The 13,301-nt window shown below is 44.3% G+C and carries 14 protein-coding genes; all 14 read right to left on the minus strand.

From position 1 onward, the window contains the following. Positions 1-10: 10 nt before the first annotated feature. Positions 11-829 (minus strand): flagellar basal body rod protein FlgG, encoded by an 819-nt coding sequence (gene flgG, locus MKY73_RS18630; protein ID WP_036609361.1) that lies wholly within the window; start codon positions 827-829, stop codon positions 11-13. 81 nt (positions 830-910) lie between these two features. After that, on the minus strand, positions 911-1,294 hold the full coding sequence (locus MKY73_RS18635) for a TIGR02530 family flagellar biosynthesis protein (protein ID WP_339260441.1): 384 nt from the start codon (positions 1,292-1,294) through the stop codon (positions 911-913). Beyond that, positions 1,291-1,848 (minus strand): flagellar hook capping FlgD N-terminal domain-containing protein, encoded by a 558-nt coding sequence (locus tag MKY73_RS18640; RefSeq protein ID WP_339260439.1) that lies wholly within the window; start codon positions 1,846-1,848, stop codon positions 1,291-1,293. Before MKY73_RS18640 ends, MKY73_RS18635 begins: the two co-directional genes overlap by 4 nt. Positions 1,849-1,867: 19 nt before the next feature. Further along, the gene (locus MKY73_RS18645) at positions 1,868-3,256 is read right to left on the minus strand and encodes a flagellar hook-length control protein FliK (RefSeq protein ID WP_339302983.1); all 1,389 of its coding nucleotides are present in this window, start codon (positions 3,254-3,256) and stop codon (positions 1,868-1,870) included. Between the two features lie 40 nt (positions 3,257-3,296). Continuing rightward, a complete protein-coding gene (locus tag MKY73_RS18650; RefSeq protein WP_339302984.1) occupies positions 3,297-4,238 on the minus strand; it encodes a kinesin in 942 nt (313 codons plus the stop codon). Between the two features lie 43 nt (positions 4,239-4,281). Beyond that, positions 4,282-4,734, minus strand: coding sequence for a flagellar export protein FliJ (gene fliJ / locus MKY73_RS18655; protein ID WP_339302985.1), 453 nt, complete (start codon positions 4,732-4,734; stop codon positions 4,282-4,284). A gap of 11 nt (positions 4,735-4,745) precedes the next feature. Then, the gene (gene fliI / locus MKY73_RS18660; RefSeq protein ID WP_339241579.1) at positions 4,746-6,065 is read right to left on the minus strand and encodes a flagellar protein export ATPase FliI; all 1,320 of its coding nucleotides are present in this window, start codon (positions 6,063-6,065) and stop codon (positions 4,746-4,748) included. Further along, entirely contained in the window at positions 6,052-6,915 is an 864-nt protein-coding gene (locus tag MKY73_RS18665; protein ID WP_253433768.1) for a FliH/SctL family protein, read from the minus strand. The genes fliI and MKY73_RS18665 overlap by 14 nt, the downstream gene beginning before the upstream one ends. Continuing rightward, the gene (fliG, locus tag MKY73_RS18670; protein WP_047842476.1) at positions 6,908-7,924 is read right to left on the minus strand and encodes a flagellar motor switch protein FliG; all 1,017 of its coding nucleotides are present in this window, start codon (positions 7,922-7,924) and stop codon (positions 6,908-6,910) included. Before fliG ends, MKY73_RS18665 begins: the two co-directional genes overlap by 8 nt. Before the next feature lie 11 nt (positions 7,925-7,935). Beyond that, positions 7,936-9,519: a flagellar basal-body MS-ring/collar protein FliF gene (gene fliF, locus MKY73_RS18675; protein ID WP_339302986.1), complete on the minus strand. Its 1,584-nt coding sequence runs from the start codon at positions 9,517-9,519 to the stop codon at positions 7,936-7,938. Between the two features lie 137 nt (positions 9,520-9,656). Further along, positions 9,657-9,968: a flagellar hook-basal body complex protein FliE gene (fliE, locus tag MKY73_RS18680; RefSeq protein ID WP_253433762.1), complete on the minus strand. Its 312-nt coding sequence runs from the start codon at positions 9,966-9,968 to the stop codon at positions 9,657-9,659. 58 nt (positions 9,969-10,026) lie between these two features. Next, a complete protein-coding gene (gene flgC / locus MKY73_RS18685; protein WP_339302987.1) occupies positions 10,027-10,476 on the minus strand; it encodes a flagellar basal body rod protein FlgC in 450 nt (149 codons plus the stop codon). A 6-nt stretch (positions 10,477-10,482) separates the two neighbouring features. Next, positions 10,483-10,890: a flagellar basal body rod protein FlgB gene (gene flgB, locus MKY73_RS18690; RefSeq protein WP_339302988.1), complete on the minus strand. Its 408-nt coding sequence runs from the start codon at positions 10,888-10,890 to the stop codon at positions 10,483-10,485. A 977-nt stretch (positions 10,891-11,867) separates the two neighbouring features. Further along, positions 11,868-13,268, minus strand: coding sequence for an ATP-dependent protease ATPase subunit HslU (gene hslU, locus MKY73_RS18695; RefSeq protein WP_339302989.1), 1,401 nt, complete (start codon positions 13,266-13,268; stop codon positions 11,868-11,870). Positions 13,269-13,301 lie beyond the last annotated feature (33 nt).

The raw sequence follows: 13,301 nt of genomic DNA on the forward strand, positions 1-13,301 counted from the left end.
GAATCAGCTATTAACGTTTCAGGTTAACAACTTCCTGAAGTATTTCATCCGACGTTGTAATGATCCGGGAGTTGGCCTGGAATCCACGCTGAGCTACGATCATCTCAGTAAATTCACCAGTCAGATCCACGTTTGACATTTCGAGCTGTCCAGCAATGATCGCTCCTGTTCCGTCCTCAGCACTGTTTGCTGTCAATGGGTCAAGAGTACCGTCAGGATTAGCGTTAGCTGTCATACGATATAGGTTTCCGCCTATTTTTTCCAATCCTTCTGGGTTAACTACCTTCCCTATTCCAATCTGAGTATCACCTTCAATTGTTCCATCAGCCATAGTCTGGTTAATCATACCGTTCTGACCGATGGTGAACGAAACAACATCATCCCCAATTGTAATAGGCTCTCCCTCACTACTTAAGACGAACAAACCATCTGAAGTTACGAGATTTCGAGCAGCATCAACATGGAAATCCCCTGCACGTGTCAAGTAAGGAATTTCCTGATCTCCACCCAAGGAGACAAGGAAAAAGCCATCTCCGTTAATACGCAAGTCCGTCGGATTGTTTGTAGTCATAGGACTTCCTGCGAGATGCAGTGTATCTATAGATCCTACCGATACACCTAAACCGATTTGTTTTGCATTGACACCACCAGAGGGAGCATCAGTCGGGGCAGTTACCCCCGCGGTCGTTTGGCTCATAATATCTTTGAACATAACCCGACTGCCTTTGAAGCCAACCGTGTTTACGTTCGCAATATTGTTACCAATTACGTCGAGTTTTGTTTGAAAACCCCGCATCCCGGAAACGCCTGAGTACATTGATTTCAACATTTTTAAAAATCCTCCCAGTCTTCATTTGGTTACCGCATCAGTCGGTCAGCGGCATTCCGGCTCCCGAGAAGGGCCAGCCGGTCAAGAAATGATTACGGCACTATCAATCTGAGTGAACACATTATCCTTCATGCTTTCACTATCCATAGCTGTAACCACAGTACGATTTTTGACATTGACGATAAAAGCCATATCCTGCATTAAAATCAATGACTCTTTAGCTCCTTTGGCAGCAGCTTTGTCCAACGCAGAACCAATCTGTTCCATTTGCTCGGTCTTGAGCTCAATACCTCGCTGTTCCAATCGTTTGGCAGCATGATTGCTCAATTTCAGAAGATTGTCTTCCAGCACCTTGGCAAAGGGTTTTTCCGGGACAGCCGATGATTCTCCCGTTTTGGGTCTTTGAAGCATATTCGGTGTAATCGGGCCTGCATATAATTGTCCAACCGTTATGCGATCACTCATATCGTTTTCCCGCTATCTTCCGTATCACCCGGTTCAGCGGATGATTCAACTTCCTGACTCTCGTTCGTTTCAGGGGCTACGCCTTGAACGTTCTGTACCGGAGTTTGACTCTCTTCTGCCTGTTTTGGATAATTCACCTGAATGATCTCATCCAGCTTAATCTCGTCGTTGCCCACTTTTGCGTATTGAACACCATCTCTTACAATGATGGAATCCACAATACCCTGACGAAGAGTTCCGTTGTCATCTTTATTAGAAGAAAGCCAACTTACCTCCATGCCAATCATGCCGGATACAGCACCAAGTGACTGGTTCAATGTTTTAAGCTGTGTAGAAATATTGACCAGTTGCTCCACGGAACTGAACTGTGCCATTTGAGCGATAAATTCCTTATCCTCCATCGGCTGCATAGGATCTTGATTTTGCAGCTGGGTAATCAGGATTTTTAGAAACTGATCTTTACCCAATTCTTTTGTTGCAGCACTTGTGGTTGCTTTATTGGCTGCCGAATAATTCGGCCAGGTATTATTCATTGAAACAATTTCGTTAGCCATTTGCTCACCTCATTTCTGTTTAAGCCTCTGCACTAAACGTATCTCTTTGTAATTCATTGCCATCGACTTGTTCGCTACGCCAGTTACGCAATTCTTCCTGAATTCCTGCTGTAGCTATAGCCTCATCCGATTGTTCCTCACGCTCACGCGAACGGCGTTGTTGCTGAGAATTACTTCCCGGCTGACGGCCTCCGTCCTGGTACATCTGTGATCCGATTGAACTGTTCTGGGTAACCTCAAGTCGTTCCACTTGAATTCCCTGGGCTTGAAGTGAAGAACGCAGCTGTGTCATTTGCTGTTCAAGCATATCTTTGGCCATCGTATGTTCAGTCATAAACCGTGCAACCAACTGCCCATTCTGCAAGGTGATTTGAACATCCAACTTCCCTAGGTGCTCAGGCCGCAGTGAGATAGTCGCCTCGGAAAATCCTTTTTGCTGCACAATATCCAGCTTGTTGACTACAAACTGTGTCATTTCTTTGGCAAACTGTGATGTTTGCATTACAGGTTCAGCCGGTTTCCCTGCTGTTGTACCTGATGAACGCAAGGACAGTTCTCCCGCAGTAATGATCGTTGAGTGTTCGACTTCTCCACCTGCATTCGAAGCAGATGTCGTCTCCGTCTCATCTTTTACCTGGCTTCCAGTGTTTGCCACTGCCGCAACAAGAACCTGAGGTACGACCGAATCCTGTTTGGGTGCTTGAAGTGAAGTACTTGGAGCGACTTGTGCAGTCTGATCCTTAACTGCAGTCAATGTTTCCAGTATGGATTTCAGTTGAGTCCATCCTTTGTTATGGCTAGTATCCACTCCAGCCTCTTGAAGCTGCCCCTGCAGAGATTGTAGTAGTTGCTTGAATTCCGGAGCGTTCTTCGCAACGTTACTCTCAGGATCATTCATTCCGGCTACTAATTGTGTAAGCATATCCTGCAGAACAAAACGTACTGCTGCCGGATGTTGAGACAGTTCAATTGCAGGTACTGTATTTATGCTTTCCGCTCCGTTCGAAAGCTCGTCGGAGCCTTCCGCATTAGAACCTGAAGGACTACTTAATTGTGTATACATCTGTTGAATCAGAGTTTGTAAACCTGCAAGTAGAGCTGGATCATTTTCCAAAGCTTCATCAAGTGAATCCAAGTCCGTGAACAACGAATTCAGTATATCCGTGATTGATGTCGCTTCCCCTTCTTCACTCGCAGCAAAGGAAAACATCAGCGGATTAGCAGTTAAACTTCCAGCAGCGCTTGAACTATCACCTTCTGTGTTTCCTCCAGATAACGATTGTGCAAGAGTTTGGAGAAATTCACCGTTAGCCCCTGCAGCTGAACCTTTCGATTGTGCTCCAGTCGCCTGACCTGTTCCTGTTGCTTTTGCAGATGCTGTGGATGCCATTTGATATACAATCGACATTTATTTTCACCTCCTCTCGGTTAGTTCAGTGTAATGAGATCTACTTGTTGCCCATTAATCTGTTCAAAATTTTTGCAGTTTCAACCGAGTCCTCCGAAGACATGTTCTCAAGCAATTGAGAGCGTGTTGCATCATCTACCGAATTCAGGATGGTCAATGTTTTATCAGGACTTAACTTGTATGTTTCCAATAATAACTTGGCACCACTTGAAGCAGACATCGAAGCAAATGTTTGACTAAGCTGATTTTTATCCAGGTTTTTGCTTGTCGTTGTGGATGCAGTTGAAGTTGCTGCGGTTTCCTTCTTCAATCGGGATTGCAGTGCATCCAGTGCCAGATCGCCGGACGGTTTGGCATCCTTCATCATCATGGTCACATCGGCTGCTGTTTTCGGATCCATCTTTTCAAGCACCTTGGTCCGAGCAGATGATTGCATGGCATTCAATAACAAAACCATTTCTTCATTCGTCATATTTTGCAGGATCGGTGCAGCTTTGCTCGGGCTCATATCAGCATACATTTTAGCCAAATCTTTTATTTGCTTTTGATAATCGGATTCCGTTTCAGGCGTTGCTGTTACAGCCGTTTCAGCCGCTTTTTCCGCATCATCCAACTTTTTCTGAAGCTCCGTTGCTTTCTTCGCTTCGGTGGTTGTCGCTGCCTGTGCTGCTTTGAGCTCTGTTTCTTTAGCCGTCACCTGGGACTTCAGCTTTTCGATTGTGGCTTCAGCACTTTCAACCTGCTGCTCACTCTTCTCCAGCTTTTCTTTCTCCGGATCCAGTACAGGATCAGGTACCCATTCCTTGACTACCGGTATTTTGTTGGCGAATTCAAACAAGTTATTACGAATATCTACATTAAATAGGGTAAGTAATACACCTAGCAAAACTACGGTGAATACAATCGGGATTGAAATCATGAGAAACTTTTCCCAACCGCCTCCCGACTCTTTTTCCATGTCGCTATCATCTTTAACAGCCATCGTTCATTCCTCCTTCACGAGACAACTTCGCTTCCGGCTCACATCAATTCGCGCGTCCGGCTTTGGCAGCGAAGCGTACAGTAGCCATCTCGTCCAGATCGTTCTGTTCCCGGAGGAGCATCTCCTGCTGAAATTTGATTTTTGCCTTGTCTCTCGCTCCAAGCCATACTTTTTCGTCAATCATCTTACCGTTGAGAAATGTCTGATTCCGCTGCACATTGACCTGAGCATGTTTAACATCACTGCTTTTGCGTGAAATGCACTCGTCAAGGTGATGTACATAACGCTGCATTTCCTGCAGACTGTTCACAGACGCTGTATTTTTCGTAGCAGATTGGATAATGGCGACCAGATTACTTCTGTCATTAAGAAGTTGTATCAGATGTTCTTCCTCCGTCTGAAGTTTACCGATCGCTGTGGATAACATCCATTCTGCCTGTGTTTTTTCATTACTCTTCAGGTCAACAACTTTCTGGAAATGATATCGAAATTTCATCGTTTACCCATTCATCTCCTTGCAAATTCAAGAATCAAACGTTCTTGTACTTCACTTAAGGTGACTTTCTCGTCGACTTTCTGTTTGGTAAAGTTCCATATACTATCAATCTGGTCTATCGATTCATCTATGGCTGCATTGGATCCCCGCTGGTAAGCCCCAATATTGATCAAATCTTCCGATTCTTTGTACACAGCCATCAAACGTTTCATATTATTAACAGCTTCCAACTGCTCTTCCGGAGCAATATCCTTCATAACACGACTTATGCTGGCTAGAACATCAATCGCTGGAAAATGTCCTTTATTCGCAATGGATCGATTTAACACAATGTGGCCATCCAGAATACCCCTTACCGCATCCGCAATCGGTTCATTCATGTCATCACCATCAACCAGCACCGTATAAAAGGCTGTAATCGAGCCTGTAGGTCCTGTACCCGCTCGTTCAAGCAGTTTGGGCAAACTTGCAAAAACCGATGGCGTATATCCTCTCATTGCCGGAGGTTCACCTACGGCCAGACCAACTTCCCTTTGTGCCATCGCATATCGAGTGACCGAATCCATCATGAGCATCACGTTCATTCCACGATCTCGGAAATACTCTGCAATCGTGGTCGCAATAACTGCTCCCTTAATCCGAATCAGAGCAGGCTGATCTGAAGTTGCAACAATGACTACGGAGCGTTCCAGTCCTTCCGGACCCAGATCCCGTTCAATAAAGTCGCGCACCTCACGTCCACGCTCACCCACAAGCGCGATGACGTTAACATCCGCTGCTGTATTACGAGCAATCATGCCCATCAATGTACTCTTACCAACACCGGAACCAGCAAAAATGCCCACACGCTGTCCCTTACCTACGGTCAGCAATCCATCGATAGCTCTTACACCAACACCCATCGTTTCAAGTACACGTGGACGATCCATTGGATTGACCGGAGTATTGGAGGTGGAGTACATTGGCATTCTTGATGGAAGGAGTGAGCCGTCCAGCGGTTGTCCAAGTCCGTCCAATACTTTACCGAGCAATTCGGAACCTACCTGAACGCCCAATGGCTTGCCCGTACCTACTACATCGCAACCAGGACCAATGGATTGAAGTTCACCCAGCGGCATAAGCAACACTTTGTTATCCCGAAACCCAACGACTTCGGCTTGAAGAGGCTTGGCCGATTTACCAGGATAGATATAACATACGTCACCAATACTTGCATCTGGCCCTTCTGACTCCACCATGAGACCAATGACCTGAGTAACTTTGCCGTTAATACGAACAGGATCGAATTGCTTCAAATGTTCCATATATCGCTGTGAACTAAGAACCTTCATGTTGATTTCTTCGCTCCTCATCCTCAAGTGCTATGCGGACCAGTTCTTTTTTAATCTCAGCAAGCTGTGTATCTATTCTCGCATCTACACTTCCGAACGAAGAACGGATAACACATCCCTTATCTTTGACGGTTGAATCAGGCAAAATCTGCAGTTCTGCCTGAGAATCAATAGACAGAGACAATTCTTCACGAGCTGCCTGTACAAATGTAAACTGATCGGGTGCCACACAAAGCGTGATTAACCCCTGCTCCCGTTTACGTGACAAACTCTGACGAATCAATTCCAATGTATGATCAGGTTCAATGGTAAGTTGCTTATCAATGACTTTCTCAGCAATCCCGCAAGCGAGATCCACAAGGAACGGTTCGGCTTCCTGAATGATCTGATCTTTAGCTACATAAGCTTCCTTGAGCACTTCCTGAGCTTCAATCATCATCTTATCGATCTGCACCTGGAGATCTACTTCAGCTTGTACTTTCCCTTCTTCAAAACCCTGTTGGAAACCTTGTGAACGAAGCGCTTCGGTCAGATGTTCATCCTGTTGTCGTTGTTCCTGCCACCAGCTGTCGATCTGTTCACGGGCTTCTTGAAGCATGCGCTCTGCCTCTTCTGAAGCTTCACGTACTTGCTTTTCTGCAAACTCCTTGGCATCTTCCAGCATTTCTGCGGTAAGACGTTGTGTTTCTTCGTCCACGCGTGCTTGAAGCGTCTCTGCTTCAGAACCTTCAGCACGATCACCGGATAATTCCGTCTCAGACTCTTCGTCACCACCATAATGATGATGATTTTCAAGTTTTTTGTGGTCATCAACGGGAACATACTGGAAAGATTTAATCAAATTAGACAATGATATCATCTCCTCCACCGCGTGCGATAATGATCTCACCGGCTTCTTCCAATCTGCGTATCGTGCCTACAATGCGTGTCTGAGCTTCCTCAACATCACGCAATCGCACAGGACCCATGAACTCCATCTCTTCTTTGAATGTTTCGGACATCCGCTTCGACATGTTCCGGAACACCGCATCCCGAACTTCTTCGCTTGCCACCTTGAGTGCGAGTTGCAGATCAGCGTTGTCAATATCCCGAATAATACGCTGGATAGAACGATCATCCACATTGACGATATCTTCGAATACAAACATGCGTTTTTTGATTTCCTCAGCAAGCTCCGGATCCTGAATCTCAAGTGAGTCCAAAATGGTACGCTCTGTACCACGATCGACTCCATTCAGAATTTGAACGATCGATTCAATACCACCTGCATTGGTGTAATCCTGCGTTACAGTAGAAGATAACTTCTGTTCCAGAACCCGTTCCACTTGAGAGATAACTTCTGGCGAAGTACTATCCATAACCGCCACCCGGCGAGCGACATCTGCCTGCTTCTCTTGTGGCAAAGATGATAGAATCGCTGCAGCCTGTTCGAACTGAAGATAAGAGAGAACCAGCGCAATCGTTTGCGGACTTTCATTCTGAATAAAGTTCAAAATTTGATTCGGATCCGCTTTGCGTGCAAAGTCAAACGGTCTGACTTGCAGTGTAGCTGTCAAACGGTTAATGACTTCAAGTGCTTTTGATGAACCCAGAGCTTTCTCCAAAATTTCTCTCGCATAGTTGATACCGCCCTGAGAGATATATTCCTGCGCCAGACAGATCTGGTGAAACTCGGCCATAATCATGTCCTTTTCGGAAGAATCAACCTTGCGAACGTTGGCAATCTCCAACGTTAATTGCTCAATCTCCTCGTCACGCAGATGTTTGAAGATCTGAGCCGATACTTCCGGACCTAATGTAATCAACAAAATTGCTGCTTTTTGTCTGCCAGTCAAACCTTGACTGCTTGCCTTCGCCAATGCGTTCACCTCTATTCGTCAGCCAGCCATGTACGCAGCAGATTGACGAATTCGTCTGGCTTTTTCTTGGCCAAACTCTCCAATTGTTTGCGCACCTGACTTTCGTTCGTTACACTGTCCAGCGTAATGGACGGGAACTCTGTTGCTATTGGAAGAGGAATCTCTTCTTCTTCGACTTCGTTTTGTTTGCGGCGACGGCGTACTAACAAAATAACAACCGCTGCGATCAATGCCGCTATGAGTGCGCCTCCGCCCCACATCATGGCTGGGGACAACTGGAAGCCTGAATTTGCTGTTGATGCAGCCTGGAACCCTTGTGACATGACTGAGACTTTCTTTGTCAGATCAGCGTCACTTATTACAGTGCCTGAGTCTGCCAATGAAGCGCGCACAATGTTAACCAGAATGTTCTCAATCGCGTCTTGAACCGGTCCCTGTAATTCTGTTTGGCCATCCGGTGGTTCAACTGCAACGTTAATGGTTAAATCTTTTACAGTATACGGACTGGAAATAATATCCTTGGCGATTCGATTAACATCATAGTTGATAGTACTTGATGATTCTTCTGAGGTGGAGTTACCTGTTGCATCAGATGATGGATAACCAGGAACTTCCTCTTGTCCTGTGCCAGCAACACCACCTGTTGGGTTGCTGGCCCCGGTATAGCTCTTTTGAATCTCCTGCACACTGATCTCGATGCCTTTCATATTCTCTACATCAACAGGTGTGACCAGATTTTCTTTGCGTGTTTCTTTATCAAAATTAAGCTTGGAAGCTACCAAAACATTAACTTTGTCTTCGCCTACAATCTGGGAAAGAAATTGCTTTACGTTATTGCGGACATCGTTTTCAAACTTTTTCTGTAAAGCCATGTTTTCTTGAACTTCGGAAGACAACCCGCCACTGCCACCACGGGCAGTTGGAATCAATTCCGCTTCATCTGTGTTTGTAATGGTGATGTTCTCAATAGGCAGATTAGGAATTGCAGTCTTAACCAAGTTAAAGTAGCCATCTACTGCTGCCTGATTTGGGTGATACCCCGGTTTAAATTGGAGAGCTACCGATGCTGATGCCTTGTCCTGTTCTTCTAAACCGGCAAAAATGTTATCTTTCGGCATATTCACCAGTACTTTAGCATCCTGTATGCCTTGCATCCGCTGAAGTAACTGTTCAACTTCTCCGTTTATAGCGTTGTTGTATTTTACATCAAACTCTTTATCCGTCATCCCGATCGGGGATGATGACTCCTCGAATGACTTATACCCTAACGAACCATTCTGAATGATCCCTTGAGATCCGACATTCACTTTTGCAATTGCAACACTTGTACTTGGTACGGATATGGTCTTGCCATCTGAACTTAATTTGTATGGAATGCTAGATGAATCGAGATAACTGATAACGCCCGCTGAATCACTTGCATTCAAGTCTGTAAAAGCAACTTCATATTCGGTCTTGGACAATTGCATCGTGAGTACAACTGCAGCCAAAATCAGAAACAGGAAGGTGGATATAAATAATACTTTTTGCTTTTTGCTAAAACTATTCCAATACTGGGATGCCTTATCCCTGTACTGGGCAATTCTCTCATTCACTCTGTCACCCCATCCGAAACTTTGCTTAGTCTGTCCTTACTCAACCTTAGCCGTTCCACAGGTTGAGGATCAGGAGCAGCATCGCAGCTGCTTTGTTGTAATGATCAGCGCTATTATCGAAGCGCAAGTAGGTTATCTTATAATTGCGTTCGCATAACTTCCTGGTATGCTTCGACCACTTTGTTTCGGACTTGAGTTGTGAGTTGTAGACTTAACAAGGCCTGCTCTGAAGCAATCATCACCTGATCCACATTCGCTTTGCCAACCAAAAATTGATTCGACATTTCATGCGATTGAGTCTCTTGTGCGGCGACGGACCCTAATGCATTCTGTAAGTATGTACCGAAGCTCTGAATGGTTTCGGCTGGTGTAGAAGGCTTACTTTCGGTTGCATTCTTCATCTGTAGCGGTTGTATACCTTGTGTGCTAAACATGTTGTTCTGAATCATTAATGTCCCTCCCCTTCATCCCTGGTTTGTATCTTTCTTATTTTTATTCCGAAGTAAATTATCTTCCAATCTCCAAAGCTTTGGAGATCATCGCTTTGGTTGAGTTCAGTGCTGTCACGTTTGCTTCATAGGAACGCGAAGCAGAGATCATGTCGACCATTTCTTTTGCAATATCCACATTAGGCATAAATACATATCCTTCAGCGTTGGCATCTGGATGAGTAGGATCATACACAGGCTTCAATGGTGACTGATCCTCTCGAATCTCGGTTACTCTAACACCATCTCCTGAGCCGCTACCTCTCATCTGGTTTTGCAGCATCGCACCGAATGACGTTTTATTCGGCTCAAGTACGACCATTTTGCGTTTGTAAGGAACCGCTTCACCATTGGATACGCTCGCGCGCGTCGTCTCTGCGTTGGCAATGTTAGAAGATATAACGTCCATTCGCAACCGTTGGGCCGTCAATGCTGAGCTGCTAATACTAAAGCTATTACTAATGTTCAATTTAGGTTATCTCCCTTCCACGCCAACACGCATGATTTTGATTTGTTCACTCACTTGCTGAATATAAGCGTTATAACGCAACTGATTCTCCGCCAGAAGACTCATTTCTCTGTCGATATCGACATTATTCTGGTTGTTATTCATGGATGTTGACTGGTCCATATTAACTACTGGCGTTGGTACGGAAGAGGAAGGACCTATGACAAAATGCCTTGCATCAGTTACTTTACCTTTAAGAACAGGCATATCTCCATTCATTTGCCCTTGCAACATTTCTTCAAAAGAAACGTCTGAGCGCTTGAAATACGGGGTATCGGCATTCGCGATGTTGTCAGCAATCGTTCGTTGTCTGATATTGGACGCATCGAGTGCACCCTGCAATCTTTTAAAGCTGATATCATTTAAAAGATTCACAATCCCCCTCCTCTCTTTAGAAGTTATGGAAAAACATTGAATATTTCCCCTTGAAAATTCTTATGTTTTTTCGACAAAAACATTCGTCTTTACACGGTTTTCTAGGACTTAAGTAGAATTAACTCTGATGTTGTCGTATAACATAAGTTTCTTCGAGTTTGGGATTTATTACAATAAGAAAAAAGCCCTATCTTTTCTGAAAGACAGGGCTTTTTGTGTATTTTCTGCAAATTATGAATTTTTTCGTAAATGTTCAGTCCCAAAACAAAAGTCTGTTAATACTCTTCCTTATTGTCCTTAAACATTCTTAAAATAAAAAAATACTTTCAAGTCCCTACAAGAGCGTATAACGCTCGTTATTATGTATATTTCCGAATATTTCATCGTTGTTAATGTTAGAATTTTTTGCCGTTATACTAAGGGTTTACGTGCATTATCATAGGTATGCATACAAAGCTGTATCTTAATCAATTGACAAGTTATGTTTCAACAATTAAGAAAACTCGACTTTCCCACACAACACTTTCTTAACAATTAAGCAGAGTCTATATATTTTAATCTCAAGAAAATAAATTGTAACTTCACAGTTTTCTATAATTCATCATTTTGCGCATTTACGCAACATTTACCAATCTATCGACTAAACCGATAACCAGACTTGGAATAAGTAAAATTCTTTTAATGGTAATCATTGGATACAGATACGAGGAATAACGACCACTCCGATAGGTTTTAATTCCGTATACATGCGGCACAAGTCCTAGGTTTTGTCGATCCCTTAACAACCCCACCTCTTTTATCGGTTGTAACACTCAAATCCTTTAGATGGAAATAAAAATAAACGATATGCCTACAGTAAGAGACTCTTGTGATTCGTTAAAGGATTGCTACCCTTTGTCGATCTCGCAAATGTACTCTACTCTCGTGCATACCGTTCATATATAGCATCATTTTAACATTTCATTGTTAAACCCTTGTCACAGGATATACTGACTTAAATCACGATCAAGCGCAATATCATTCAATTTCTCCCGGACATACTCCGGAGTGATCACCATACGTTCCAGTGTAAGCTCGGGTGCCTCAAAGGATAAATCCTCCAAAAGCTTTTCAAGAATCGTATGCAATCGACGAGCACCTATATTTTCTGTATTTTGGTTCACGGATTCAGCCAATTTGGCAATCTCGCGAATCGCTTCATCCGAGAATTCAATCTCAATATTTTCGGTGCGCAGCAGATCAACATACTGCTTGGTCAGTGCATTTTGAGGTTCAGTCAGAATGGATACAAACTCCTCCAATGTTAGACTGCTTAGTTCCACGCGGATCGGGAAGCGCCCCTGAAGCTCAGGAATCAGATCAGAGGGCTTGGCAACGTGAAATGCACCAGCTGCCATAAACAGAATATAGTCCGTTTTAACAGGGCCGTATTTCGTCATCACAGTAGAACCTTCCACAATAGGAAGAATGTCCCGTTGAACCCCTTCCCGGGATACATCAGGTCCGCTACCGCGTCCTTGACTGGCAACCTTGTCGATTTCATCAATGAATATGATACCTGTCTGCTCCGCCCGGCGAATGGATTCCTGGGTAACATCATCCATGTCGATCAATTTCCCTGCTTCTTCCTGGATCAGCACTTTACGTGCTTCTTTGATAGCGAGCTTACGTTTTTTCGTACGACGAGGCAACAAGCTGCCAAACATCTCTTGCATGTTCATACCCATCTGATCATTACCTTGACCAGCAAACATGTCCATCATGTTAGGTGCAGTGTCTTCGACATCAATTTCAATGATGTCATCCTCCAACTTGCCAGATAACAGATCAAACTTGATCTTACGCCGACGCTCCGCAATCCCAGTATCGGGTGCTGGATCATCCTGTTCCTGAGCGTTGTTCCCATTATTACCAAAGATCATCTCAAAAGGATTGCGCTGATTCTTCGACTTGGATTGTGAAGGAGCCAAAATATGTACAATTCGTTCATTGGCAGCTTCTTCAGCTTTGTCCTTCACTTTTTCAGTCCGCTCCAGTTTCACCATGCGCAGGGATGTCTCAATTAGATCACGCACCATGGATTCAACGTCACGACCAACATAACCTACTTCCGTGAACTTGGTAGCTTCCACTTTCACAAATGGTGCACCTACCAGTTTAGCAAGGCGACGGGCGATTTCCGTTTTCCCCACACCGGTAGGTCCAATCATCAGGATATTTTTAGGTACAATATCGTCCTGAGTGTGCTCAGGCAAAAGGCTCCGCCGATAACGATTACGAAGGGCTACAGCTACCGATTTTTTAGCTTTCTTTTGACCTACAATATACTTGTCAAGCTCTGCAACAATCTGTCTCGGTGTTAGCGCTTGAGTATTCATATTGCTTCCCTCCTACCAGTATGTTGAATTAAT

Source organism: Paenibacillus sp. FSL R5-0519, assembly GCF_037974275.1.
Lineage (GTDB): Bacteria > Bacillota > Bacilli > Paenibacillales > Paenibacillaceae > Paenibacillus.